Raw genomic sequence first — 26,940 nt, forward strand, 5'->3', positions numbered from 1 at the left:
CCTTAAAGATAACAATTTCTTTAATTCTAAAAAACACAATAAATAATTAATTTTGAACACTGCTCAATCTATTTTAAATACTGCAAAAAGCACCATAAAATCCGAAAGTGAAGCGATAGCACATTTGTCAGAATTACTTACAGAAGACTTCGCAAGTGCCGTGGAATTGATTTATAATTCTAAAGGAAGAGTCATAATTACAGGCATTGGTAAGAGTGCAATTATTGCCAATAAAATAGTAGCAACTCTAAATTCTACCGGAACACCAGCTGTTTTTATGCATGCTGCAGATGCTATTCATGGTGATTTAGGATTAATTTTAAAAGATGATGTTGTGATTTGCATCTCTAAAAGTGGCAACACACCAGAAATTAAAGTTCTAGTACCACTTATTAAGAATGCTAAAAACAAAATGATTGCCATTACTGGTAATAAAGATTCTTTTTTAGGTCAGCAAGCAGAATATATTCTGAATACCTATGTTGAGCAAGAAGCTTGCCCGAATAATTTAGCACCAACAACAAGTACCACAGCACAACTTGTAATGGGAGATGCTTTGGCAATTTGCCTTTTGGAATTAAGAGGTTTTTCTAGTAAAGATTTTGCAAAATACCATCCAGGTGGAGCCTTAGGAAAACGACTGTATTTAAGAGTAAACGATTTATCATCTCAAAACTTAAAACCACAAGTCGGTTTACAGGCAAGTTTAAAGGAAGTCATTGTTGAAATTACAGAAAAAATGCTTGGTGTTACCGCTGTTATTGATAATGACAAAATTGTTGGCATTATTACAGATGGTGATTTAAGACGTATGCTAAGCAAAAGTGACGATATTACAGGCTTAAAAGCTAAAGATATTATGAGTAACAGCCCAAGACGCATTGCAGAAGACGCTATGGCTGTAGATGCTAAAGAGATTATGGAAGAATTTGGTATTTCGCAATTGCTTGTAGAACACGAAGGAAAATATGCAGGTGTTGTTCACCTTCATGATTTAATAAAAGAAGGCATTATATAATGGCGAAGAAGAATATTGACGAGATGTCTTTTTTAGACCATCTCGAAGATTTAAGATGGCATTTAATTAGAGCAACTTTAGGGATTGTAATTGCTGCTACGCTAGCTGGTATTTTTTATAAGTTCATTTTTGATGTTATTATTTTTGGTCCGACACGTATGGATTTTGCCACCTACAATGGACTTTGTCAAGTCTCTAAGTTTTTCGGAATGACAGACACAACGTTTTGTGCTGAAAAGTTTCCTTTTAAAATTCAAAACAGAACAGTTGCAGGTCAGTTTTCTGCACATATTTGGACATCCATTTATGCTGGTTTTATTGTTGCATTTCCTTATGTACTCTACCAATTGTGGAGTTTTATAAGTCCTGGTTTAAAATCTAGTGAGCGTAAAAACTCAAGAGGTTTTTTAGTTATTGCTTCGCTTCTATTTTTTACAGGAGTCTTATTTGGATACTATATAGTAACGCCTTTATCAATTAACTTTTTAGCTAACTATAACATTAGTGATCAGATTTCTAATGAATTTGATGTAAGCTCAGTTATTGCTATTGTGCGTTCGTCTGCATTAGCATCTGGTTTTGTTTTTGAATTGCCAATTATTATTTACTTCTTAACTAAGATAGGATTGGTAACTCCTCAATTTTTAAGAAAATACAGAAAATATGCACTAGTTATTGTTTTAATACTATCTGCAATTATTACACCTCCAGATATTGCAAGTCAAGTTATCGTTGCAATACCAATTTTAATATTATATCAAGTTAGTATTTATATTTCTGCAATTGTTGTTAGAAATCAAAAAAGAAAAATGAAAAATGTCTGATATCGTCAAAGAATTTAATGATTATCGTTCTAAAATGAATGATAAAATCTTAGCAGATAACAATAAAATTGTAAAACGTATTTTTAATCTAGACACTAATGCTTTTCAAGAAGGTGCTTTAGATAAAAAGACGAAAGAATTGTTAGGTTTGGTTGCTTCTGCTGTGTTGCGATGTGATGATTGTGTAAAGTACCATTTAGAATCTTCCTATAAAGAAGGCTTATCTAAATCAGAAATTAGCGAAGCTCTAGGCATAGCAACTTTAATTGGTGGTACGATTGTAATTCCGCACTTAAGGCGTGCCCATGAGTATTGGGAAGCATTAGAGAATCAAGGTTAAACTTATTATAAATGAACGCTAACTCCACCACAATCTATATGATTTTGTTATTTTTAGCGTTCATAGTAAAGTTATGAAGTTACGAGCAGAGCATTTAATGAAGTCCTACAGTGGACGAAAAGTAGTAAAGGACGTTTCTTTGGAAGTTAACCAAGGTGAAATTGTTGGTTTGCTTGGACCTAATGGTGCAGGGAAAACAACATCGTTCTATATGATTGTTGGTATCATTAAACCTAATGGTGGAAATATCTTTTTAGACGATACCAACATTACAAAATTCCCGATGTACAAACGTGCTCAAAACGGTATTGGCTACTTGGCACAAGAAGCTTCTGTATTTAGAAAGTTGAGTATTGAAGATAATATTTTAAGCGTGCTTCAACTTACTAAATTAAGCAAGAAAGAGCAACATCTTAAAATGGAATCCCTAATTGAGGAATTTGGTTTAGGACATATAAGAACCAATAGAGGTGATTTATTATCTGGTGGTGAACGTCGTCGAACAGAAATTGCACGTGCTTTGGCAACTGACCCAAATTTCATCCTTTTAGATGAGCCTTTTGCAGGTGTAGATCCTGTTGCTGTAGAAGACATCCAGCGTATTATTGCCAAGCTTACAAAAAAGAATATTGGCATTTTAATCACAGACCACAACGTACAAGAAACACTTGCTATAACCGACAAAACATATTTAATGTTTGAAGGAGGTATCTTAAAAGCAGGAGTCCCTGAAGAATTGGCTAGCGACGAAATGGTACGTAAGGTTTACTTAGGGCAAAACTTTGAGCTTCGTAAGAAGAAGCTTGAGTTTTAAATGCTAAGCGTTATTTGGCAATTCTCTTTGTCATTCCTGTGCAGGCAGAAATCTACTAATTTTTGAATGTTTTTCTGCTTTTAAATAATTCTATCACAACATATATAATGGTAGTTTGAATTAAGAGGTTTAGCACCCAATATAATATAGCGGCAACTGTACCTTCAGCTACATAAAAAGGCAAGTCCCGACTTATAAAACTAATAGGTAAACTAAAAACAAACATTAACCAAGAGGTAATTGTATTTAAATCAGAATTGTAGAAAGCTAAATAAGCATCTAAGAGTCCAACTAAAAACTCAATAAGCATCAACACGAAGAATACTTTGAAAAAGAATTTCGTTTTGAACCTATTCATACCTAATCCATTTTCTGTGAATCAGCAACCTCATTTATCAACTTCTTTTGATAACGACCTTGTACAATATCTACAATTACCAATACAGCAATTACAAAATAGAATGTGGTTTTACTCATTGGCACAATTTCGTTTCCAAAGATTTTAAGATGTGCTAAATGACCTCCTTCGGTGACTAACATTATACCTACAATAAATAAGATAAACAGTCCTAAGACTTCGTACATTCTATTTTTTGCCAAGAATACAGAGATTTTATCAGCTAATAAAAGCATCAATAATCCACTTGCTACAATGGCAATCGCCATTACGATAAATGCTGTTGTTGAGTTTTCAATATCACTAGTTAAACCTATGGCAGCCAAAATAGAATCGAAAGAAAAGACCAAATTCATAATTACAATACTTACAATTGCTGCATTGGCAGATTTACTTCGTTTTGAGGTTCCATCACTTTCTACATCATGATTCAAATCTTTAATAGAAATCATGTGCCAAATCTCTTTTATTGCTGTATAAATTATAAAGCCTCCACCAGCAAGTACTATTAAACTATGCCCATTAAAGGCAAAATCTAATACATTTTCTATTTTCCCTGTTAAGAATGAAAAGGGCTCTTGAAAGTACTCAATAACCGAAACCAGTATAAAAAGAAGTGCTATCCTCAACACAATTGCTATAAGAATACCTACTTTTCTAACACGTTTTTGATCTGATACTGGTGCTTTTTTAGATTCTAATGAGATATAGAGCAAATTATCAAACCCTAAAACTGCTTGCAGCATCACAAGCATTAACAGTGTAAAAATTACTTCAGCCATAGGTTATAAACTATTAAAATGATTAATGAATGTTCTTTCTGTCTAATAATGACAGTGCAATATAAAAGAAAACAATAAGTGGAATTGCTGCAAAATGCAAAACGATTAAAACAACCAAACTTATAACTAAAAATATGTAACGCGTAGCATTGTTTTTAAAACTCCAATCTTTAAATTTTAGAGCAAATAGTTTTATGCTAGAATTCAACAAATAACAACTTAAAAGCGTTAAGCCTATTAGAAACCATTTGTTAATTATAATATCATTTATTACATCACTATTCTGATACTCTAAAATAAGTGGTAAGGATAAAATGACCAATGTATTTGCTGGCACCGGAAGTCCTTTAAAATAGGTTTGCTGGTCTTCATCTAGATTAAACTTAGCCAAACGATATGCTGATGCTAATGGAATTAACAAACCTATAAGTGGTAGAACGGACAACTTAAAACCTTGCCAGTGAAACATTGAGTTCCAGCTATCACTGTATGTTGAATAATCTGGTGCATCTACTGTCAATGAAATTAGTTCAAACATTATAACACCAGGTACCACACCACTCGTCACCAAATCTGCTAAAGAATCTAATTGAATGCCTAACGGACTTTGCACATTAAGTTTTCTGGCCAATAGACCATCAAAAAAATCAAAAAATATTCCTAAAAACACAAATATTGCGGCTGCTACAAAATTGCCATGTACCGCAAAAATTAGGGCAATACAACCCGAAAACAAATTTAAAAGCGTAACTATATTGGGTATGTGTCGTTTTAAACTCATCGATTTAACTTTTTGTAAAAATATAAAAGTATTTGAGCTTAACTTATTATTTTTTTCAAATTGCGTTATTAATTAAACAATAAGAAGCCTATTTTGAAGTTAAATAGATAGAAAAATTGTGCATATTTGTAAAAAATTTTGCTGTTGAAAAATTACATTGTAATTGTCTTAACACTTGCCACACTTTTTGCTTCGGCTCAAACCACCAGAAAATATTCTAACGAATTTATGAATATAGGTGTTGATGCTGCTGCTTTAGGAATGAGTAACGCTGTTGTGTCACAAACTGGTGATGTAAATTCTGGATATTGGAATCCAGCAGGATTGGTGCATCTAGAAGACAATCAACTCGCATTAATGCACTCTAGTTATTTTGCAAATATTGCCAACTACAATTATATAGCCTATGCAATGCCTCTTGATGATAGAAGTGCAGTAGGTATATCGCTCATTAGATTTGGTGTTGATGATATTTTGGACACAACACAACTCATAGACGACCAAGGCAATGTTAATTATGATAGAATTAGTACCTTTTCTACTGCAGATTATGGATTAACATTTTCATACGCCAGAAAATTACCATTAGATGGTCTTAATTTTGGAGTCAATGCTAAAGTTATTAGACGTATTATAGGAGACTTTGCTTCGTCTTGGGGATTTGGTCTTGATGCTGGAATTCAGTTTGAAAACGACTCAGGATGGAAATTTGGTTTAATGGCAAGAGATATTACCACAACATACAATTCGTGGTCCATAGATGAAGACAAATTTGAACAAATAAGCGGTGCAGTAGAAGGACAAAACCAAGAATTACCAGAAACAACAGAGATAACAATACCAAAACTGCAATTGGGAATGTCTAAAAAATGGATTTTTCATTATGATTATTCTCTTTTAGCTGCAGCAAACCTAAATGTTAGATTTGAAGAAAATAACGATGTGTTTTCAACATCTTTCGCAAGCATAAATCCTGCATTGGGATTTGAGTTTGGCTATACCGATTTAGTTTTCCTTAGAGGTGGTGTTGGTAATTTTCAGAACGAAAGACAAATTGATGATTCTGAAGACTTAACCTTTCAACCAAATTTTGGTGTTGGGTTTAAATATAAAGGTATACAAATAGATTATGCATTTACAGACATTGGTGACCAAAGTGCTGCCTTATACTCTAATGTGTTTTCTTTAAAAATAGATTTCAGTGTTTTTAGATAGTAACCCTCAAAGGGCATTTAGCAAATAAAACTTGGATTTTGTGATAAAAAAAATACTCACCTTTTTGTTTCTTTTTACCATGTTGTTGGCATCTGGTCAGCAATACACACTAACCGAAGATACTGAAGTCTCTGTATTAACATTTGGACCTGGTTCATCTTTAAATGATGCTTTTGGACACAACGCCTTTAGAATTAAAGATAAAAGCAGAGGTATTGATGTCGTTTATGGTTATGGTGAATACGATTTTGACGCTCCAAATTTTTATCTCAAGTTTGCTAGAGGCAAATTAAATTACCTTATCAGCAGGCATAATTTCTCCGATATTTATTATCATTATTCAAGCTATAATCGTTCTATAAACGAACAAGTTCTCAATCTCTTGCCTGAGGAAAAACAGAAGCTTTTCAATTTCTTAGAAAATAATTACAAACCCGAAAACAGAAGGTATTTGTACGATTTCTTTTATGACAATTGTGCAACCAGAATTAGGGATGTAGCAAATAATGTAACGGGTAATAATATTCAGTTTGATTTACCAGCTAACTTTGAGCAAAAAACCTTTAGACAACTTATACACGAGCATTTAAATAGAAATACTTGGGGAAGTTTGGGTATTGATATAGCTTTAGGTTCGGTGATAGATAAAAATGCTACTGCAAAGGATTATATGTTTTTACCAAAATACATTCATTCTTTTTTTGAAGTTGCAAAAATCGGTACCGATAAAAAATTAGTAAAAAGTGGATCTACGCTTTTTGAAAAGAGGGATACAAAATCGACTTCAAATTTCTTATTTAGTCCTTTAGCAATATTAGGTGTTTTTGCTTTATTGATATTATATATCACTTATAGAGACTATAAAAACAATAAAAGAAGTAATTGGTTAGATGTTTCTTTGTTTAGTATTACAGGTATTATAGGAGTGCTCTTATTACTTTTATGGTTTGCCACAGACCATTCTGCTACTGCTCAGAATTATAATGTTTTATGGGCTGTACCGCTTAACATTTTTGTTATTGGTCAGTTATTTAAAAAACAGGTTAAGAATTGGTTTAAAAATTATATAAAGTTCTTAATTATAATGCTTTGCCTTTTAACCTTGCATTGGCTTATTGGCGTTCAAATATTTGCCATTGGCTTAATTCCATTACTTTTTGCAGTACTGGTAAGATACTTTTATATATTAAAATTCTTTAGTAAAAGTTAAGCGTTACTGACCTCTGTAGTATAATATTGTACTTAAAGTTTTAATAGAAATACTAAAGTCTAAGAACATACTTCTGTGCTTAATATAATACAAGTCGTACTGAAGCTTAGTTAAACTATCATCAACTGAAGAGCCGTATCTTGTATTTACCTGAGCCCACCCTGTAAGACCAGGTTTTATGATATGTCTTGTTTCGTAAAAAGGAATAATTCGAGACAACTCGCTAACAAAAAAAGGTCGCTCTGGTCTTGGACCTATAATACTCATTTCACCTTTTAGAACATTGTAAAACTGTGGAATTTCGTCTAATCGCGAACGTCTTAAAAACTTTCCGAATGCAGTGACACGTTTATCATCTTTTTTTGCCCACTTAATACCGTCTTTTTCAGCATTGACAATCATTGTTCTGAGCTTTAATATTCTAAATGTTTTACTATTTCTGCCTACACGCTCCTGAGAATAAAAAAGCGGTCCTCTATTACCCAATAAATTACCCAAAAGAATTAAAGGCAATAGGGCTATACCAACAATTAATCCAAAGATTGCAAAAACAACATCAAAACCACGTTGAAAAAATATATAAAGCTTATTTTCATTACTTCTGCTAAAAGGGAAATATTTATAAAAATCTTTTCCTACAAATTGTATTGGTACTCTATACAGTAGCTCTTCATATACTTGTGTATATTCTCTTATTTTAAATCCACGTTCCAACAACAACATTAAATCGTGGTAAACTTCAGCAATAATAGATTCGGTATTAAAACTTGCTACCAATACTTCTGATATTCTTTCTTTATCAATTATATCAAGAAAATGTTTCGCCTCAAATTCCTTAAGGCCTTTAAACTTTATCGACTCATCTGTAGAAACCTCACTGTTTATAAATCCAACAATTTTATAATTAGGATCGGATGTATTTAGAGCTTTTACTAAACCATCAATATTTGAAACTTCCCCAACTAAAAGAACGCGCTTGTAGAATCTTGGTGACTCTATAAGGTTTATGTAGATTAATCTCCATAAAAGAATGGATATAATAATAGCGAGATAAAAATAGACTATCTGAATACGTTCTTCAGGTAAATAAGGCGACAACACTGGTGTTAAAAGATAAAACAATACAACTGTAGAAGTTGTAATAACTATGTTTCTGAAAGTTGTGTCTAACTTACTCGCCTTTTGTAAGTCGTATAATTCAAATACAGTTCCGAAAATTGTTATATAGATTCCTAGTAAAACTAAAGCAACTGTATTTTCTTCATTGAATATTATGTATTCAAAATCTAAAAAAAAACTTAAACTATAGATGGCCAAAAATACCATAACCAAATCCACAATTCTAAGAAGAATTTTTCTCTCAGAGACCTCGAAATGGATGCCTTTTTTACGCTTCATTGTTAGTTTTGGTGTGATGTAAAGATAACAAGTAAATCCAATTTTAAAACAAATTAAGATAAAAGAGATTGCCATTTTGGTTTTATAGTCTTCCAATCGAAATGCTCCACCTTATTTCTGGCATTAATTACCAATTTGTCTTTTAGTTTTTTATCATTTTTTAATTTTATAATCTCATTCGTCATTGCTGCAACATCATTTGGTGGCACCAAAAGACCGTCTTCGTTATTTGAAATTAAAAATGGTATGCCTCCTACATTTGTTGAGACAATTGGCAAACCTAAAGCCATGGCTTCTATAAGGCTTACGGGCATATTATCAAAATTGGTGGTATTAATAAATATATTACAATTTTTAGATATTGTAATCCACTGTTGTTTTGAAAGCTTACCTGCAAAATTAACCTTAAGGTTTTTATCGTTTGCTAAGCTTTTAATCCTGTTCATCAGCCCACCTACATCAGGACCAACCATTGTTAGTTCAGCTTTATACCCCTTTAACTGTAACGTTTCTAATACTAAAATCGCAAGCTCTGGATTGTAAATTGAGGCGAAAGATCTTAACCACAATAGGCTTATAGTTTCTATATCTTTATTTTGAAATTCAAAATCCATGATTTCTATGGAATTAGGTATATATTCAATATTATCATAGCCATAATTTTGAAATACGCTTTTCAAAAAACTAGAGGGTGAGACTAATTTATACGATTTATTAAAAATTAAACGACATAGCTTAGGGTTATTTTTTAAACGCTTTTCAAGGTTTCCACCATGTAGTATCGGAACATATTTAATTTTAAATAGCTTACATAATTGTGCAATTATAAGTGCATAATAAAAATTTGTAGTACTATAAGTGTCAATGAGTACATACTCTGCACTAGACCTATTAGCAACAACCAGCTTCATCATATCTAATAAGCGTAAGATTTTATTAGATTTATTAGATGCTATTTTAACAGCGCAAAACTCACTTAATTTAGCACCCAAACTTTCTACTGAAGTTGTTGTTTTTCCTTTATTGGATAACGCGTTTCCTATGTAGAGAACGTTTTTCATTTCTTATATTTAAAAGTGCTAAAGCGTAAATAAAACCAGGTGCTGCAATGCGCATTGCTGAATGATTTATTGTAGCGAACCAAAAAGCTAAACAAGCGTAGAAAAAATAATTACTCTTATTCTTAGCCCTATAAACAAGTGGGTGAATAATTAATATTAATAATATAATAACACCCAATATTCCATGTTCTGACAACAACCTACTGAGCTCATTATGAGTTGCTATTACTCTTCCGAGAGTTTCCTCGCGTTGTTCTTTCATTCCACTAGCACCTACACCCACAAAAGGCTCATTAAAAAACCCTTCTAACTCACCTGTAAATAGCTCTACCCTACCAGCAGATACATCTTTTTTCTGCTTTCCTGTAATATCCTGATTTGCATAGCGCTTATCTATTAATCCTTCTGTTTGATTAGAACTTATAACCCATACCGCAAAGGAAAACACCAATAGTAGCGACAGAGAGGTTAAAATTGTATTTTTTTGGCGCCAATTGGTTTTAGAATAAATAACAAACAAAAAAGCTATAATCATTATAATAGCAGTTATAACTCCTCCTCTACTAAAGGTTACAATTCCTCTAAAAGAAATAGCACCAAATAAAATAACGTTGATTATTTTTAATGTTAGTGTCTTTGAATTTAGAAAATAATTAACACAAAAGACAAACATGCCTAAGCCTAACGTAGTAGCAACTTGGTTTGGGCCAAAACCTCCAGATGCAGCAAAATTAGACTGTGTACCAGATAAAATACTTTTTATACTTGGGGAATAAAAAAACAAATACGTTGTTAGGGACACTATAGGTAATGCCAAATACAGTAGTACATCAAGCAATTGTTTTAGGCTAATTTTCTTATTATAACAATATAATGTAGATATACCTAAGCAAACAGGACCACTTAAAACAAAAGCAACATTAGTTCTTAAATTTGAATCAAAATCAATATTAACTCCTGCAACAATTATAGAGGGTACTAAACAAATTAAATATAAAAAGTATGGGTAGGATTTGTTAGAAACTCCATTATAGAACATCCCAAACAATACAAATATAATTACGAAGTATTTTGAGGATTCATAGAAAATACCTGCATTAGTCATCCTAAAAATTACCTCAGCACCTACTAGATAAGCACAAGCCTTTAGAACTTCAGTAATTTTATCTTTTTTTGGTGATACAATTATCTGAAACAAAAAATAAACTATTACGCCATAAAAAAACAGTTTAGGGAATATATTAATAAAATAGAGCATTGCACCTAGACCTATATGTAGCAATATTTTAAAAATGTATTTGTTGTCCATACAGCCCTTTAGCTTAAACGCATTATTCAATTATAGTTTTATAAATCTTTTTCAATTTATCTAAAACTGCATTTTCAGAATACTCTTTATTTATTTTTATCATATAGTTATTGGCACATAATTGGGCAGAATCTTCATTAGTAATAAATTTAGTTATTGCTTCCGATATTGTTTGCTTATTTATGTCTTCAATTAGTATCCCTAAATTGGAGTCATTAATTAAGCTTCTGCAGTCACCGACATCTGTAGCAATAACTGGCAATTTAGCTAAACCATATTCCAAAAGTGATAATGGCAACCCTTCCGACTTAGAAACCAGTACACCTACTTGGCATTGTTGTAAGATATTTAAAATGTCTGATTTACTATTATAAAAATACACATTAGAGTCTAAATTTAAATCTCTGACCTTATTAAAAACAGAATTGGCATAATCATCTTCGAAATTTTTACCAATACAATGCAAGCTCCAATCAGGATGATCTTGAGTAACTGTTTTAAACGCTTCTAGAAGCATTAAATGATTTTTTTGTTCTCTAAGGTTTGCTAAACAAACGACTCTTTTACCATCTTTTCCTTTTAATTTTGTGTTATCAGTTGCAGAACTAGATAAAATGGGATAGTTTTTAACATATTCTATATTCTTACAGCTTAATTTTAACCTAGCCCAATCAGCAAGTTTAGGATTTACACTTAATATATAGTTGAAAAAAAATGAGCTAAGCTTCAATAGTTTGTATGGTCTTACACTAAGAAATTCACTATTTCCATAATGATCGTGCCAAACTATCTTGAGCTTTGGATTAAAAAACTTCATTACAACTGCAATAAAATAAGATGTTGAATGCGCATGAAGTATGTCTATCTTATTTTTAGTTATGTATTTTTTAAGTTTCAAAAAAGCGTTCAGATCTAAAGTCGACTTTTTATTAAGAAATATATAACCAACATTAGAACTTAAATTTTGTTTAAGCAATCCTTCTTTTCTTGTTACGCATATATATGATTGAATCCTTAAGCTAGACAACCCATTAGCATAGTTTACAGCTACTCTTTCAGCACCACCTGCCTCTAAGGAATCTATAATTTGTATTATACGCATTATGTTTGTTCTATTACTTTTTGTATTTCGGCTGTAAGTCTATTTACAGTATATTGTTGTGACCAATCATAAGCTTGCTTAGACATTTCATTTAAATACTCATTTCCTTTTTGTAATTCATTTGTGATCTCATCAACGGCTGATTTTAGATTTGCCTCGATTAAAATTCCACGATTACCAAAACCTAAAATCCAAGGCAAACAAGATATTTTTGTTGAAATAGGTATTGCGCCAAAAAACATTCCTTCTGCTATAGCTTTAGGCCAACCTTCACTTTTAGAAGGTAAAATTGTAAAATGTGCATCCTTAATACCGTTTTTTAAAGTTTCTTTATCCTTATTACCGTAAACAAAAACTGAATCTTCAAGATTGTTGTCAATAATATAAGTCTTAACCTCTTCGATTAGGTTGCCATCCCCAAACATATGCAATTCTGCGTCTATACCTTTTTCTATAAGCTCCTTTATAATCTCTACTGTAAATTTAGGTCGTTTTCCAATAACCATAGCTCCAATAAAAACAAACTTTAACTTACCATTATAATTACGCTTTTCTAAAGCTAATTTTTCTGAATCTTTGTATGTTGCCGATATAAATGGATAAACATTTTTTGTTTCATTTGGCCATTCACCATACACTAATACTTTTATGTTTTTAGATAGAAATGTGTTTCTAAAAATTGCTTTTTGCAATCTATAACTGAAGGGTTGATTACTATTCGGATCCCAATTACCAGCATATTTGACTGATTTACTCTTTGACGGAAAAAAAATCTGAACAATACTCCCTAACAAAGTTATATTACCTGGACTTCTAAAGTGAATGTGATTAGCCCAAAACATTGACCGAAACAGTTGAAAAAAAATATATGGTAAAAAAATGATACTCTTTATTGCCATAATAAATGAATTAAAAGCAATAAATGGAATGTGATAATATCCTATTTTTTTTGATTCAAATGGCTTTGAAAGAAAATCAGTTGGGTAAGTATTAGGTGAAATTATTCTATACTCATCTGCATAACTAAACCACTTATCCATTTCATCTACATATGGCGAATACGAATAAAATTTACCATCTTTATTTAAAGTAGGTGTATATGTGACTACTAAGAATTTTATCTTACTTTTTTTCATTTAAATATAACCATCAGATGATTTATCACTAATCTTTTTTGCTGGTACACCAAGCACGGTACTATTATCTTCAACATTTTTATTTACCATTGAATTTGCACCAATTACAACATGGTTTCCTACCATTATTTTTCCGGCAATTACAGCATTTGCACCAATATAAACATTATCTCCTATTACTGGAACACCTCGCTTTTCTAATGTGCCACTAATACCAATTGTAACACCTTGAGAAATATTACAATTATTTCCAATAATAGTTGCTGAGTTTATAATTATATTTCCAAAATGACCTATATAAAAACTGTGACCTATTGTAGCAGAATATGGTAATGATATACCAGTAGTAATCTCTATCCATTTTTGCCAAATAACACATAAAACCAAGAGGGGTTTCCTTAAAGCAAAGGGTAGCTTTGAACGATAGATTTTGTTAGAAAAGCGATATACAGAAAGCGCCCAGAGACCTTGTGTGGTTAGTAATAAAACCAAAGTTGATTTATTACCACTATAACGCTTATATTTTTTTATATCGGTTTTAAAAAACCCCATTAATATTATTGATTTATCACGAAATTATAAAATTCTAAATTCTTACTAATAACTATATCCATATTAAAATTTGAAAGCACAAATTTTCTCGCATTTTCAGCAATTTTATTTGCTTCTGTTTTATGATTTAAAGCCCACAAAATAGTGTCAGCAATATCATCTTCATCGTAAGGGTTACAAAGTAAGCCTGTTTTTTTATGCTCTACAGTCTCTGTGCCTGGACCAAGCTCAGAAAACACAACTAATTTTCCAACGGCCATAGCTTCAGGTGCTACCAAACCTTGAGTTTCCATTAAAGAAGGAAAAACGCAAACTTCTGCAGACGCATATTTATTCACCAATTCTGTAATAGGTACTGCGCCCATAAAATGAATATGTGCTTTTAACTTTCCTAGATTTGAGATAATATCTTCTTTTAAAAAAGAAACATAAGATCTACCATTGTTAAAAAACCAATCTCTACCATAAATATATAAATTAACCTCTGGACGTAATTGAAGCACTTTTGGCATAGCTTTTATTAATTTCTCCACTCCTTTTTTATCGCATACTGTACCAGCAAACATAATTGTATTTTCTTCAATTTTAATATCTGGTTTAGGCTTGAAAATTTCTAGATTTATTGGTGACATAATAATCTCAATTGGCTTATTATGATAACTCAAATATTTTGATGTATGGGTTTTCACAAACTTTGAAACGGCTATAAAACCATCTGCCCTTTTAAATGATTTTTTTTCTTGAAACCCTTTCCACCAAGAAACTTTTCTATTTTCTGCTTCGGCAAAAAAATGATGACCTCCATGGAGACGAATAATATATTTTATTGATTTTATCTTTTTAATAAATGCAAGTCCAAGTTCTGCGGTTTCTATTATATCAATAGGGCTTTGTTTGTGGATTTCATTTATTTTTTTATTTACAGCTTGGTTATTAAGGTACCACGTTAGACCTTTTATAACTCTTGGTTTTACTCTAAAAACAGAAACACCATTATCAATTTGGCTCTCATCTATTTTTGTATAAACATTAATGCCTACTACCGAAACTTGGTGCCCTATTTTCACCAATTGATGACTCATCGTATAAATAAAAGAACCTATACCTCCATGAGCATAGTTTTGTTTAGGATATTCATTTGTTATAAAACAAATATGCATTATAATATTGCTTTAGCTATTTTAACAGAATTTTCTTCTAGTGGATGAAGCACAAGTGTTTGCATCCATTCTTTTTTATCAGGACCAACTTCTTCTGATTTATTTAGTGCTTTTAAAACAAGTGTTTCAATCTCACTCTTACTTGTAATCCAACCAACTGGATTTAAACTCTTCATACTTCTAAAATGTTGAAAACTGTAAATAGTTTCGCTGCACCAGTCAGCATCATCTGTTGGATTATAATTAAGATACAAACTCGGTTTATTATAAGTAGTAAAATCTAAGGCCATTGTGGAGCCTAAATTTACAACTAAACTACAATGATATGCTAAATTAATCTGCATATTAATATCCTCGTATTTAGGAAAATAACCTGTCCACCCGTTTTGAGTTTGTATGTTCCATATTGGATCAATAGGTATAATTAAATCTTTAAATTTACTTAATACATCATTGTACCTACTAGAGAAATCCACAGGACACCTTCTAAATATAATTTGAATATTATCTTTTTCAGAATTTAATGCTTCAGCAACATCTCTTAAAAAAACTTGATCGAATGGAGATGTAGTAACATCATCACCACTAAAACAAATCCATGTTTTATTACTGTCTAATCCGTGCTGGTTTGCAAAGTTTTCGCGAGAAGATATTCTTTCTTTATCAAAGTAAAATTCAAATTGCGGTGTACCAACCAGAAGTACTCTTTCTTCGGGAATTTCTGGATAATAGTCTTTCATTTCTGCTTTCATCCATTGAGACCAAACCAAATAATAATCTGTATCTACGGTTAATCTCGCCTTGGGCAAGTTATCCCAAGAAAAAATAGCACTAGTCGTTTTTACATTTAACTCTCTTGCAGCTAAACAAATTGGCATTAAACCAGCAACACGTTGATGTGTTATGAAAATAGAAGTAGGTTCTATAGCTTTTAATTCTTCAGTATATTTTAATATAGAAGCTTGAGGTATGCTATTTCTACTTTTGCTTTCAAAATTTAGTATTCTATTGTATTTTTTTGAAAGAAATTTACCAAAAATCTCAGCGCATCTATACAACACTTTTACTTTAAAGCTATACTTTGGTCGTCTCCAATTTGTTAATATAGTAGGGTTGTTCTTTAACTTACTATTGTGTATTAATCTTGCAAATGTAGTAGCCTCTCTATAAAATCTTGTAAGGCTATTTTCCGGGTTTAGACGAATTTGCTTATAATTAAAGTCTATACTATGAATCCTTTTTACATCCTTAAATGCTTCAATTGGTAAAGTAGACCAAATTGTTATTTCACAATCTTCTTTTATAAGTGTTATAATATCAGAAAAAAGATAATTTTTAATTCCTACACCATCAGGCACTAAAAAAAGAATATGCTTTTTTTTAGGCATCTTTAAATTGCTTTTGATGGTTTATAGACCAAACTTTGGAAGATGTAAGGCTATCTAAAAATAGCTTAGCACTATTACCTTTTCCAAAGACATTTATAGTTTCATCAGATGTATTTGATAAATAACTAAACGCCTCTAATATTTCCGATTTTTTACATGGCACATTAATTATCTTTGATGAACTAGCTCTGTTAAGCTGCCTATTTCCTATATTAATTGTTGGAACATTATAATATGGCGCTTCTCTTACACCTGCACTGCTATTACCAATAATAAATTCTGATTTTTTTAAAAGCGTTAAAAAATACTCAAACCTAATAGATGGAAAAATTTTAAATCTCAAATTATTTTGAATTTTCTTGTAAGCTTTTAAAATATGTTTGCTTCCTAAATCATTATTTGGAAAAATAACCACGTAATTTTTTTCGCTTTCAATGAGAGCCTCAACAAATTCTTCAGCTTTATTTGCAATTAAATCAATTTCTGTGGTCACTGGATGAAACATGGCTACTCCGTAATTTTCAAAATTTATTTGATAATAGTTTTTAACCTCTTGAATATTTGGCAAATTATCTGAAAACATAATATCTACATCTGGTGAACCGATAGTAAAGATTGACTCTTCTAACTCACCCATTTGAATCAGACGCTTTTTTGCCTCTTCATTAGATGTATAGTGTATATGGCTCAACTTAGAAACTGAATGCCTAATTAACTCATCTATTGTTCCCGACAGCTCACCTCCTTCAATGTGTGCCACTAAAATATTGTTTAAACTACCGACAATAGCACCTGCAAGCGCCTCTACTCTATCACCATGAACAACTATTAAGTCTGGCTGAATATCCTTAATGTAATTTGAAAAACCGTTGATAGTTTTAGCTAAAGTTAAGTCCATTGTAGCTTCATCTGTATGGTTATGAAAAGTGGAAATATTTTTAAATCCGCAACGTTCTACCTCAATTAAGGTATAACCATATTCCTCTAAAAGATGCATGCCAGTTACAAATATAAAAGGCATAAAATCGGAGTGGTTTTCTACACTTTGTATCAATGCTTTTATTTTCCCAAAATCAGCTCTAGTACCTGTTAAAAAAACTATTTTTCTCATTATTATTTTACTATATAAGAAATAGCATTAGAATATGGTAACTTATTTATTTCCACTTTATTTTCAAAAAAATCATCGACAGCTTTGTTTGTACCTGCAAAGGCACCATAATCATCTAAAACAATAATTCCACCCTTTGTTACTCTTTTGTACAACTTTTCTAAAACAATTTTTGTTGGCTCATATAAATCAACATCTATATGCAATAATGAAATTTTTAAGTGAGGGTTATTGTCTAAATATTTATCTAATGTTAATAGAATATCGCCTTCAATAATTTCTACATTTTTATTAAGATTTTGCTCATTAAGTAATTCTATAATCTCATGGTATGAAATACTTTTCCCTCCTTTTGTTTCTGCTACAAAAGCATCTCTTTTAAGTTTATCTTGCTCGAAATTTGCTTCTGGAAAATCACCAAAAATATCGAACCCAATTATTTTACGACTGCTGGTTTGTTCTAGTAAATCTCTAAATTTTATCCATCTAAAAAATGAATTGCCTTTAAAAATACCAAACTCTACAATTTCTCCTCTAATTTTTGAGGTTCGTTTAAAGAACTCTAAATGTGATATAAATTTACTAAACCTTGATGGGTCAGCAGTTGCATAAAATCCGTTTTCGTATTCAAAACGCCTCTCTAAATTGTATAAATCACCCATTATTCAAAATCTTTATAGTCTATATGTTCACCCTCTTCAATATCTCTTTTAGCTATTTTGCCTAAAACTTTATTGTAGTCCTCTGCTAATATTTTTCCAGTACCAGGGCGCTTTACCCAAATGTTGTGCTCTGTAAACTTTTCTCCTTTAACGACTTTTGCGATTGTACAAACTGTAGCAAACGCAAAATCTATGGTTACTTTTTCTTCTTTAGCAGGTTCTTTGGTTCCACCACGCATAGACCAAATTTCTTTACTTCCCTTTATGAGATTGGCGCATTCTTGCTCGTCCATACTACAAACGATATCTGGGCCTTGCCTTTTCATATGATCAGTAAAATGGCGCTCTAATATAGATGCACCTAAAGCAACAGCACCCAAACATGCATTATTGTTTAACGTATGATCACTTAAACCAAATACATTATTTGGAAATGCCTCATACAATTCCATCATTGCACCATAACGTACTAAGTGTGCTGGTGTTGGATATAAATTTGTAGTATGCAATAATGCTAATGGTGTGTTATGCTTCTTAAAAACTTCGACAGCTTTTGTAACACTTTCAATTGTATTCATTCCTGTGCTTAAAATCACAGGCTTCCTAAATTTGGCAATATGCTCTAGCAATGGATAATTATTACATTCGCCAGAACCTATTTTATACGCAGGTATTTCGAATTTCTTTAAGCGCTCAGCAGCAGCTCGTGAAAATGGTGTAGATATAAAAATCATACCCTTACTTTCTACATATTTCTTTAGTTCTAACTCGTCTTTTTCATCTAAAGCGCAACGCTCCATAATTTCATAAATAGAGATATCAGCATTACCAGGAATAACTTTCTTGGCTGCTTTACTCATTTCGTCCTCTACAATGTGGGTTTGATGCTTTACAACTTCTGCTCCTGCTCTATGTGCTGCATCTACCATTTCTTTTGCAACAGAAAGCGACCCTTCATGATTTATACCTATTTCCGCAATCACCATTGGAGGGAAATCTCTTCCTATTTTTCTACCTGATATTTCTATAAACGGGTTATTCATTAGAATTCTTTAATATATATTCTGCATACTCAAAATCTTCTTGAGTATCGATATCGATTTCTGTAAATTTATGATTTACAATTAATGGATAGGACAATTCATTAAAAATGATATCCTTTTTTATTAAACTAGTTTTGGTAATAAACAACAAACCATTTTCGTAATATAGAGGCTCTAAATCCTGGCTTCGTTGTCCTATTTTGTAATTAAATGGCTTAAACTTATGGTCTATTATTTTTCCTAGTTTTTTATGATCACGGCTTACTGTAAATAAGCTATTTAATTTTTTCTCGTTAAAAACGTTAAGTGCATTTTTTAATAAGTCTTTTGGTCTTAAAGGATTTGTAGCTTGCAACAAAACCACAGTATCTATCTCATCATTTATAACTTCCAGAGCGTGCTTTAATGCTGTAATTGTAGGTTCTGAGTCACCACACAACTCAGCTGGTCTATCTATTACCTTTGCACCATATTTTAATGCTACTTGTTTTATATTTTCATTATCTGATGATACATATACATCATCAATTTTATCTAAATTTGTTAAAGCATATTTAATGGAATATGCCAATAATGGTATACCACATAAAAGCTTTATATTTTTATTAGGCAACCTTTTTGAACCACCACGAGCAGGAATTATTGCTATAGTCTTACCCATTTAACGCTTTTTATAAAATAAATTAAACAATTTATGCACAGCTCGTTTTTTTAACACATACCATGATTTATTAGGTTGTTTAGGCAAAAATGCGGATAATGGTAGCTTCTCTTGTTTATTCTTGGATGCTTTTTTTGTAAGATTTTCTTTTTGAACTTCTCGCATCCACTCCTCTACGGTATTACCCATATGGAAGGCATAATTATTATAGGTCGCCAATCTCATTCCACCAGAGTAATTAATTGGTTGGTCACAGTACAAGTACTCCGAATTATTACCAACTAAAGTTAATGAAGGCTCTTTAGGAACTGTTGTAAAAAAAAGTTCTCTACGCATACTTAAAATTTGATGACCACTACCGACGATAGCTTGAGTTCCATTAGACTCAACAACTGGCCATAAACAATTTTTATCAGTTTCCAAATCCCAATGAAAACTCTCTAAAAATCGATTGTGTGCCATATGATTTTCTGGTATAGACTTAAATTTAAACTTTACTTGTCCAAACAAAATTTTACTCAAAGTTGAAGAAGTTTCGTATTCAAGAAATTTTCTACACGGTATTGGTGATACAGAAGCCACGTTGCTCATTTTAGCAAAAATATTTTCTGTCTCTTCTTGCCAACCTTGTGTAAACAAAATATCTACATCTGATATTGTAATTATTGGCTCTCTACTTGCCCTAGCTGCACCAATTAGTGCATCAATTTTCCCTATATTTTCTTTATGATGGATTATAGTATCTATTTTGTTTTCATTAAGTTTTTTTTCTAAAAACTCATCTACTTCATTACAAGAAGCATTATTAACTACGGTAATGGCACAATTAGAATTAGTAGTTGTAATAGCGGAGTCCAAACATAACTTGAATACTTCTAGAACATTTTTGTAGTAACCATCTAAAGCAGGAATAAAGACAACAATAATAAGTCTGTGTTGACATTTTAATTGTATTTTTTTAGATTGTTTTTGAGGATTCATTCCTACTCTCATATTCCACTTTATCTATTGGTTTTTAACAAGGTTAAAAATAGCGTTTTTATAAAGATTTCCTAAAGTGTTTTCCCTATAATTAGCTAAATAATGTTTTCTATTTTCATTAGCAATGGCTTTAATTTCTTGAGAGCTTAAAGCCTTTAATTTATTAACAACCAATGCCAAACTGTCTTGCTCCTTAATATTAAACCAAAATTGGTTGGACAAACCATTAAGGCGTTGTGGCATAGCACCAACCTTTGTAGATATAATCAATCGAGCTGCTGCCATTGCTTCCACACCTACAAGCGGTCCAGATTCTTCATACGAGGATATTACAATAGTATCAGATTGTTCTATATGCTTAATTATTTTTTGTTGACTCAAATAACCTAGAAACTCAATATTTTTTAAATCTTTAATATTTTGACAAACAACATTTGCCAACTCACCATCACCAATAATTTTAAGATGAATATTCTCATTTAAGTTTTTAAACATATTTACGAATTCAATAATCCCTTTCTCTGATGAAAGTCGACCTATATAAAGGAAATTATTGAACGTGGTACTTGGGTTTAACTTTAAGAGCTCATTTTCTTTGTATGTACATTGGTCAATTATTTTATAGTTATGTTTATTTAGAAAAGATAATCTAGAAGCATTAGACTCTGAATGATGTATAAATAAAGTCACTTTTTCTAACCACTCCTTATGGCTCCTATCTGCTTCATTTATAGTTGCAGATGTTCTTATAACTACTGGCTTTTTTTTTATATGTGCATATTCTACTATCTCTTTTACATAGACACTACTTATTTGGACACATAAGATTATTATATCACTTTGTTCAACAATTTTCTTTATAATTTTTACTGTAAAATTCTTAAGCCATGTTTTTTTTGAAATAGCATTAGAAACGTAATAACTTAAGGGCTTCTTTCTATTACTTTTAAGATAACCCAAATAAGCTAAAAACCTAAACCAAAGGTTTTTATCACAAATTATTTTATTGATATTTTGAACATTTGTCTGATCTACAAAATCAAATATTTGAGAATCGGCAGTATAGTTTATTGTAGAAACAACCTTAATATCATAATCATTTTCTTGTAAAGTTTTACTAATAAAACCAGATTCTAGTTCCCTACCACCAATATCTCCAATTGGACCTATTATGGAAACTTTATATTTCATTTAGATGATTTAAATGGTTTAAGAATAAACCCAATGGTTGTCAAAATTATTGTCGTTACTTTTCTAAAGAAAGGAAATTCTTCAATAAGCATTAGATTTTTTAAGCGCTTATGATTACTAATGAACTTGCTAAAGATATAAGTGTCATTCTTATTATTATATATTCTAGGGAAATATTTTTTTAATACTTCATTTCTTTCCTTATAAATATTTTTTAAATTTTCTTGTTGGGTAGATACACCTTCTACATCAAAAATCGTGATTGTTTCTGGCAACATCATATAAGTCTCATTGCTCAAACCTAACACTTTTATAAAGAAAGCCCAATCTGAAACTATTTTAAAATCCTCATCATATTTTCCATATTTTTCAAACAACTCCCTTTTTATAAATGTAGAAGGATGAGAAATAGCATTACCTACCAAATATGAGAAAGTCATTTTTTCTGGGTGTACTCTTAACCTTGCACCTCGCTCTTCATTAAATATAATATTACCAGACAGAACTGAATAATTCTTTTCAAAATACCCATGTACTTTTGCAAGAACATTTGTGCTCTCTAATACATCACCACTATTTAAGAACAACAAGTATTTTCCAGATGCTTTATCAATGCCCTTATTCATTGCATTATAGATACCTGTATCTGGCTCACTAACCCAATTGAGGTTTTTGTAATCAAAGGATTTTATAATATTTACACTTTCATCTGTAGAATTACCATCTACAACAATATGCTCAAAACTTTTCCATGTTTGTACAGCAACGCTTTCCATGGTCTTCTTTAGTCCAAAAGCATTATTGTAATTGATAGTAATTATTGATAGTTGAAAGGACATTTTAGGCTGTTTTTATATTTTCATTAACCATAAGTTACCACCAGTATTTTTATAGGCTAAAGGCATATCTCTATATACATCTTTATGATGTGTATGCAAGTAATGGGCAAAATGTTTAATTTCATAATTTTTATTATGCATTAAAAATGCTCTTAACATATAATTCTCATTCCAGTTGTATCCCTTAAACACCCATTCCTTGGGATATTCAAAAGGAAAAAACACATCGTGAAAATGAATATAGACCCCTTTATTTAAAACTGGGAGAATTTCGAATAAAATATAATTAACATCACTGCCACATTTTGAAACATGAGTACTATCTATAAATAAAACATCATTGGCCTTTAAGCTTATAAAATGCTCTAAACTTATATCCTGAACTCTGTTTTCTATAATCGCAACTGTATTTTTATCAGTAGGTTTTAAAATAGAGTTTAAACGATTGGGATAAGGCTCAATAAATGTAAATTTTATACTATTATTAAAAAATTTATCATTGACATCTAGCATAAGTGCGGATGAGTAACCTGAACCGACTTCTATAATATGTTTTGGTTTTATAAATCTCATCATTCCGTATAACACTATTCCATCTGTATGTAAATAGTATGGATTGTTGAAATTGTACCTTAGAACTTCTGAGGGTTCTTCTGTAAAAGGAAGTTCATCATAAAATTCTGAAATTTTTTTAGTCAGTTCTAACTGAATATTGGTATTCAAATCAACGCCTTCTATACTATCTACATCTAAACCTTTCCATATCTTGGCTTCGTCTTTTTTAATTTCATCTATATTAGGTATAACAGAATAAAAATGACCCGGAGGAAAATATGCATTGTCTCTATATAATTGAGATTGTCTGTATAATCCCCTTACATAGGGTAGTTTGTTTATTATCTTCTTTAAAACGTTCATTTAATATTTTGTTTACATAACATTATAAACGTTAGGCTTGTTTGATTGGTTCCTTTTTAAAAACATCAAAACTAGAGTACGGATCTGCGTTATAGATTTCAATATTTATTTCTTCAGCATTTTGCTTAATTGCTTCATATTGCTGATACAATTCATATTCTTTATACAATCGATCTTTTGGCAATGGCGCTTTTTGCTTTTCGTAACTTATTTCAATTCCCGCTTCATGTAAATAATATTCTAGCGATGGTTTATTGTGATCGTAAAAATGTTTATAATCGTTGATACATTGCCATTCGTGATTAACGCCTAACAAACCAATTCTAGAAATTTTGCAATAAACCATTAATTGCAAAGCTACAATAGTAACACTCCAAGGCGACATAATTGGTTTAGTGAAATCTGCTGGTAAACTTCCTCCATAGGAATAGTAATATATTTTTCTATTTGTAAAAACTTGTTCCGCAACAATTTTATCTCGCTTTTCTATAAGCAATAAAGTTGATTTTGGAAGAACATTATTACATCTTGCCCACCAATTCTGTAACACTTGCGTCGTTATTGGTGGATGTGAAGCAGCAAAAATATGTATCTTGGGATCAATCTCATCAATTTTAGGATGTTCATAAAAATTACCTACTGTAACCACCAAATCTTTAGAAAACTGAGTAACATCTAACTTATTTATAGAATCGGCTGATCCAAATATAATTGCTTGTTTGTACTTAGAAAAGGTTTGCTTTAACTCTGAGTTCTTCTTATAGAGTTTATATGGGTTTTTTACCAATTTGAACAAACCCCATTTTATCCTTTTAATCATTTTTGGTTTTTTTGAGTACTTTAATTTTTAAACTTCCCTTCGAGCAAGGCTACATTTGTAGCCCTATTTACTTTGCCTGCTTCCCAATAATCACCAGAGAACACCTTAAAGTTAAACACACGATGCATTACATCTAATTGCTGCACTACTCTAATTGCAGTTTGTACTACAATAGAGATATAATAATTTCCACCCCTTAACATCAATCTTGGTATTTCTAAATCTACATAAGAGTCTAGATGATTAAAGATTACACCCATTTCATCAGAATAAAAATCGGCTATCTTAATTTCATTTTGATCGTATATAACCAATCCAAAAACCAAATCTTTATAGTTCATCTCTTTGTTAAAAACCATATGTAACCTGAACTTAGCATATTCACCAGATAACAGTTCTATTACAGAGATATTGTTATCGTTTAATAACTCAACTTTAGAAAACCTTATTTCACCAGAACCTTTTCTGTCGGTTCTTTCTAATAAATTTTGAGTATTAAGGTTACTTTGCCGATTAAGATAAAAATGTACAGCTTCTTCTGAAGTCCCTTCAAAAATTGATAAGCCATCCTCTAAAACAATACCTTTAGTACACAAATTTTTTACGGCTGCCATATTATGGCTTACAAATAAAACTGTTCTCCCGTCCGAGCCAGAAATGTCTTGCATCTTTCCAATGGCCTTTTTCTGAAATTCTGCATCACCAACTGCCAATACTTCATCCACAACTAAAATATCGGGTTCTAAATGTGCAGCTACAGCAAAAGCTAAACGCACTTTCATTCCTGAACTATAACGTTTTACAGGTGTATCTATGTATCTTAAACACCCTGAAAAATCAACTATTTCTTCAATTTTACTATTTATCTCTTTTTTGGTCATGCCAAGAATAGCACCATTAAGATATATATTTTCTCTCCCTGTCATTTCGGGATGGAACCCTGTACCGACCTCTAATAAAGACGCTATCCTGCCTTTTGTTTTTATTTGTCCTGTTGTAGGGCTTGTAACTCTAGACAATATTTTTAACAATGTTGATTTTCCTGCTCCATTCTTTCCTATAATTCCAAGTACTTCACCACGTTTAACTTCGAAATTAATATTCTGAATTGCCCAAACATAATCTGATTTTCCTTTTTTACTTCTATCATTAGATTCTCCAACTTGCAAATAAGGATCTTCTTTACCTATGGTTTTATTCCACCATCGATTTAAATCATGACTTAATGTTCCTGTACCCACAAGACCTAATCGATATTGCTTTCCTACACCCTCTACTTTTAAAATTATATCCGAGCTCATTATATAGTGTCAATAAAGCTTTTTTCTGTTTTATTAAATATAATCAATCCAATTAGGAAAACGACAATACTACATATTATAGCGTAAATTATCTTATTTACCTCCAATTCTCCAGCACCAAATATCATAGTTCTAAATGATTCTACAATAATCGCTATAGGATTCCACTCGATTAACCAATAATATTGTGGTAATTTTTCCTTAAAATAAGACATTGGGTACATTACAGCCGATCCATACATTAGTAATTGTACACCAAATTGAACTAAAAATGATAAGTCTCTATATTTTGTAGTCATTGAAGATATAATCATTCCAAATCCTAAACCCAATAAGGCCATTAAAAATATTAATACCGGAAAGAACAATAAATTAACCTGAGGAAATATATTATAACTTGGTTGGGCAATATATATATAATACAAATAGAAACCTGCAAAAACCAAAAGTTGGATACCAAACTTTAATAAGTTTGAAATAACAATAGACATTGGCATAATTACCCTAGGAAAATAGACTTTACCAAAAATATTTTCATTCTTTTTAAACGTATCACTAGTACCTACTAAACACTCTTTAAAATAATTCCAAGATGTGATACCTGCCAAATTGAATAAAAAGTTAGGAACTCCCTCATTAACGGGTATATCGGCTAAATTATTAAAAATTAAAGTAAAAATTAAAGATGTAAATAATGGTTGTATTAAATACCAAAGTGGTCCAAGTATAGTTTGTTTATAGAGTGTTATAATATCTCTTTTTACAAACAAAAACAACAAATCCTTATATCGCCAAATCTCTCTAAAATTAAAATCTATTAGGCTTTTCTTAGAGGAAATAATGTATAACCAGCGCTCTTCAGCAGTTTTCAATTACAATGTGTTTTATAATGGCTAATATAAGAAATGAAAAAGAGGTAAGTAAGG

27 protein-coding genes are annotated in these 26,940 nt (G+C 31.2%); 6 read left to right on the top strand and 21 right to left on the bottom strand.

Annotated features, from left to right (window positions below):
* Positions 1 to 52: 52 nt before the first annotated feature.
* The 4 genes from ACFFGA_RS11090 (at position 53) to lptB (ending at position 2,996) form a co-directional block, all read left to right on the top strand.
* Entirely contained in the window at positions 53 to 1,018 is a 966-nt protein-coding gene (locus ACFFGA_RS11090; RefSeq protein ID WP_386063856.1) for a KpsF/GutQ family sugar-phosphate isomerase, read from the top strand.
* Positions 1,018 to 1,842, top strand: a complete 825-nt coding sequence (gene tatC, locus ACFFGA_RS11095) for a twin-arginine translocase subunit TatC (protein ID WP_386063859.1) — start codon at positions 1,018 to 1,020, stop codon at positions 1,840 to 1,842. Before ACFFGA_RS11090 ends, tatC begins: the two co-directional genes overlap by 1 nt.
* Complete coding sequence (locus ACFFGA_RS11100; RefSeq protein WP_386063862.1) at positions 1,835 to 2,182, top strand: carboxymuconolactone decarboxylase family protein; 348 nt, start codon at positions 1,835 to 1,837, stop codon at positions 2,180 to 2,182. Before tatC ends, ACFFGA_RS11100 begins: the two co-directional genes overlap by 8 nt.
* A gap of 73 nt (positions 2,183 to 2,255) precedes the next feature.
* Positions 2,256 to 2,996, top strand: a complete 741-nt coding sequence (gene lptB, locus ACFFGA_RS11105; RefSeq protein ID WP_386063865.1) for an LPS export ABC transporter ATP-binding protein — start codon at positions 2,256 to 2,258, stop codon at positions 2,994 to 2,996.
* 360 nt (positions 2,997 to 3,356) lie between these two features.
* Here lptB and ACFFGA_RS11110 read toward each other — a convergent pair whose 3' ends face one another.
* Both ACFFGA_RS11110 and ACFFGA_RS11115 read right to left on the bottom strand, forming a co-directional pair.
* Positions 3,357 to 4,175: a TerC family protein gene (locus ACFFGA_RS11110; RefSeq protein ID WP_386063868.1), complete on the bottom strand. Its 819-nt coding sequence runs from the start codon at positions 4,173 to 4,175 to the stop codon at positions 3,357 to 3,359.
* A gap of 22 nt (positions 4,176 to 4,197) precedes the next feature.
* Entirely contained in the window at positions 4,198 to 4,956 is a 759-nt protein-coding gene (locus ACFFGA_RS11115) for a CDP-alcohol phosphatidyltransferase family protein (RefSeq protein ID WP_386063870.1), read from the bottom strand.
* Positions 4,957 to 5,100: 144 nt separating this feature from the next.
* Here ACFFGA_RS11115 and ACFFGA_RS11120 point away from each other — a divergent pair, with 144 nt between their 5' ends.
* Together ACFFGA_RS11120 and ACFFGA_RS11125 are read left to right on the top strand one after the other, a co-directional pair.
* Positions 5,101 to 6,171, top strand: coding sequence for a putative type IX sorting system protein PorV2 (locus ACFFGA_RS11120; RefSeq protein ID WP_386063873.1), 1,071 nt, complete (start codon positions 5,101 to 5,103; stop codon positions 6,169 to 6,171).
* Positions 6,172 to 6,211: 40 nt separating this feature from the next.
* Complete coding sequence (locus ACFFGA_RS11125) at positions 6,212 to 7,381, top strand: lipoprotein N-acyltransferase Lnb domain-containing protein (RefSeq protein ID WP_386063876.1); 1,170 nt, start codon at positions 6,212 to 6,214, stop codon at positions 7,379 to 7,381.
* A gap of 3 nt (positions 7,382 to 7,384) precedes the next feature.
* On the opposite strand, the gene ACFFGA_RS11130 is transcribed toward ACFFGA_RS11125, so the two are convergent.
* The 19 genes from ACFFGA_RS11130 to ACFFGA_RS11220 are packed head-to-tail and all read right to left on the bottom strand — an operon-like array spanning position 7,385 to position 26,886.
* A complete protein-coding gene (locus tag ACFFGA_RS11130) occupies positions 7,385 to 8,779 on the bottom strand; it encodes an exopolysaccharide biosynthesis polyprenyl glycosylphosphotransferase (protein WP_386063879.1) in 1,395 nt (464 codons plus the stop codon).
* Between the two features lie 53 nt (positions 8,780 to 8,832).
* Complete coding sequence (locus tag ACFFGA_RS11135; RefSeq protein ID WP_386063882.1) at positions 8,833 to 9,840, bottom strand: glycosyltransferase family 4 protein; 1,008 nt, start codon at positions 9,838 to 9,840, stop codon at positions 8,833 to 8,835.
* Positions 9,800 to 11,149: an O-antigen ligase family protein gene (locus ACFFGA_RS11140; RefSeq protein WP_386063885.1), complete on the bottom strand. Its 1,350-nt coding sequence runs from the start codon at positions 11,147 to 11,149 to the stop codon at positions 9,800 to 9,802. Before ACFFGA_RS11140 ends, ACFFGA_RS11135 begins: the two co-directional genes overlap by 41 nt.
* Positions 11,150 to 11,171: 22 nt before the next feature.
* Positions 11,172 to 12,251 (bottom strand): glycosyltransferase, encoded by a 1,080-nt coding sequence (locus ACFFGA_RS11145; RefSeq protein ID WP_386063888.1) that lies wholly within the window; start codon positions 12,249 to 12,251, stop codon positions 11,172 to 11,174.
* Positions 12,251 to 13,387 carry a glycosyltransferase gene (locus tag ACFFGA_RS11150; RefSeq protein ID WP_386063891.1) on the bottom strand — a complete coding sequence of 379 codons (1,137 nt, stop codon included), beginning with the start codon at positions 13,385 to 13,387 and terminating at the stop codon, positions 12,251 to 12,253. The genes ACFFGA_RS11145 and ACFFGA_RS11150 overlap by 1 nt, the downstream gene beginning before the upstream one ends.
* Positions 13,388 to 13,939, bottom strand: a complete 552-nt coding sequence (locus tag ACFFGA_RS11155) for a serine O-acetyltransferase (RefSeq protein WP_386063894.1) — start codon at positions 13,937 to 13,939, stop codon at positions 13,388 to 13,390.
* Positions 13,940 to 13,944: 5 nt separating this feature from the next.
* Positions 13,945 to 15,099 (bottom strand): glycosyltransferase family 4 protein, encoded by a 1,155-nt coding sequence (locus ACFFGA_RS11160; RefSeq protein ID WP_386063897.1) that lies wholly within the window; start codon positions 15,097 to 15,099, stop codon positions 13,945 to 13,947.
* Positions 15,099 to 16,487, bottom strand: a complete 1,389-nt coding sequence (locus tag ACFFGA_RS11165; RefSeq protein ID WP_386063900.1) for a hypothetical protein — start codon at positions 16,485 to 16,487, stop codon at positions 15,099 to 15,101. The genes ACFFGA_RS11160 and ACFFGA_RS11165 overlap by 1 nt, the downstream gene beginning before the upstream one ends.
* Positions 16,480 to 17,598, bottom strand: coding sequence for a UDP-N-acetylglucosamine 2-epimerase (neuC, locus tag ACFFGA_RS11170; protein ID WP_386063904.1), 1,119 nt, complete (start codon positions 17,596 to 17,598; stop codon positions 16,480 to 16,482). The genes ACFFGA_RS11165 and neuC overlap by 8 nt, the downstream gene beginning before the upstream one ends.
* A 2-nt stretch (positions 17,599 to 17,600) precedes the next feature.
* Entirely contained in the window at positions 17,601 to 18,260 is a 660-nt protein-coding gene (locus ACFFGA_RS11175; RefSeq protein WP_386063907.1) for a TylF/MycF/NovP-related O-methyltransferase, read from the bottom strand.
* Complete coding sequence (gene neuB, locus ACFFGA_RS11180; RefSeq protein ID WP_386063910.1) at positions 18,260 to 19,303, bottom strand: N-acetylneuraminate synthase; 1,044 nt, start codon at positions 19,301 to 19,303, stop codon at positions 18,260 to 18,262. Before neuB ends, ACFFGA_RS11175 begins: the two co-directional genes overlap by 1 nt.
* Positions 19,296 to 19,964, bottom strand: a complete 669-nt coding sequence (locus ACFFGA_RS11185; RefSeq protein ID WP_386063913.1) for an acylneuraminate cytidylyltransferase family protein — start codon at positions 19,962 to 19,964, stop codon at positions 19,296 to 19,298. The genes neuB and ACFFGA_RS11185 overlap by 8 nt, the downstream gene beginning before the upstream one ends.
* Positions 19,965 to 20,957 (bottom strand): glycosyltransferase, encoded by a 993-nt coding sequence (locus ACFFGA_RS11190; protein WP_386063916.1) that lies wholly within the window; start codon positions 20,955 to 20,957, stop codon positions 19,965 to 19,967.
* A 12-nt stretch (positions 20,958 to 20,969) separates the two neighbouring features.
* Complete coding sequence (locus ACFFGA_RS11195; RefSeq protein WP_386063919.1) at positions 20,970 to 22,136, bottom strand: glycosyltransferase family 4 protein; 1,167 nt, start codon at positions 22,134 to 22,136, stop codon at positions 20,970 to 20,972.
* On the bottom strand, positions 22,133 to 22,975 hold the full coding sequence (locus ACFFGA_RS11200; RefSeq protein WP_386063922.1) for a glycosyltransferase family 2 protein: 843 nt from the start codon (positions 22,973 to 22,975) through the stop codon (positions 22,133 to 22,135). The genes ACFFGA_RS11195 and ACFFGA_RS11200 overlap by 4 nt, the downstream gene beginning before the upstream one ends.
* 12 nt (positions 22,976 to 22,987) lie before the next feature.
* Positions 22,988 to 23,893 (bottom strand): class I SAM-dependent methyltransferase, encoded by a 906-nt coding sequence (locus tag ACFFGA_RS11205; protein WP_386063925.1) that lies wholly within the window; start codon positions 23,891 to 23,893, stop codon positions 22,988 to 22,990.
* Between the two features lie 31 nt (positions 23,894 to 23,924).
* On the bottom strand, positions 23,925 to 24,713 hold the full coding sequence (locus ACFFGA_RS11210) for a hypothetical protein (RefSeq protein WP_386063928.1): 789 nt from the start codon (positions 24,711 to 24,713) through the stop codon (positions 23,925 to 23,927).
* 20 nt (positions 24,714 to 24,733) lie between these two features.
* Entirely contained in the window at positions 24,734 to 26,014 is a 1,281-nt protein-coding gene (locus ACFFGA_RS11215; protein WP_386063931.1) for an ABC transporter ATP-binding protein, read from the bottom strand.
* Positions 26,014 to 26,886, bottom strand: coding sequence for an ABC transporter permease (locus ACFFGA_RS11220; RefSeq protein WP_386063934.1), 873 nt, complete (start codon positions 26,884 to 26,886; stop codon positions 26,014 to 26,016). The genes ACFFGA_RS11215 and ACFFGA_RS11220 overlap by 1 nt, the downstream gene beginning before the upstream one ends.
* Positions 26,887 to 26,940: the final 54 nt, after the last annotated feature.

The organism is Winogradskyella pulchriflava, from assembly GCF_042434315.1.
GTDB classification, from domain to species: Bacteria; Bacteroidota; Bacteroidia; order Flavobacteriales; family Flavobacteriaceae; genus Winogradskyella; species Winogradskyella pulchriflava.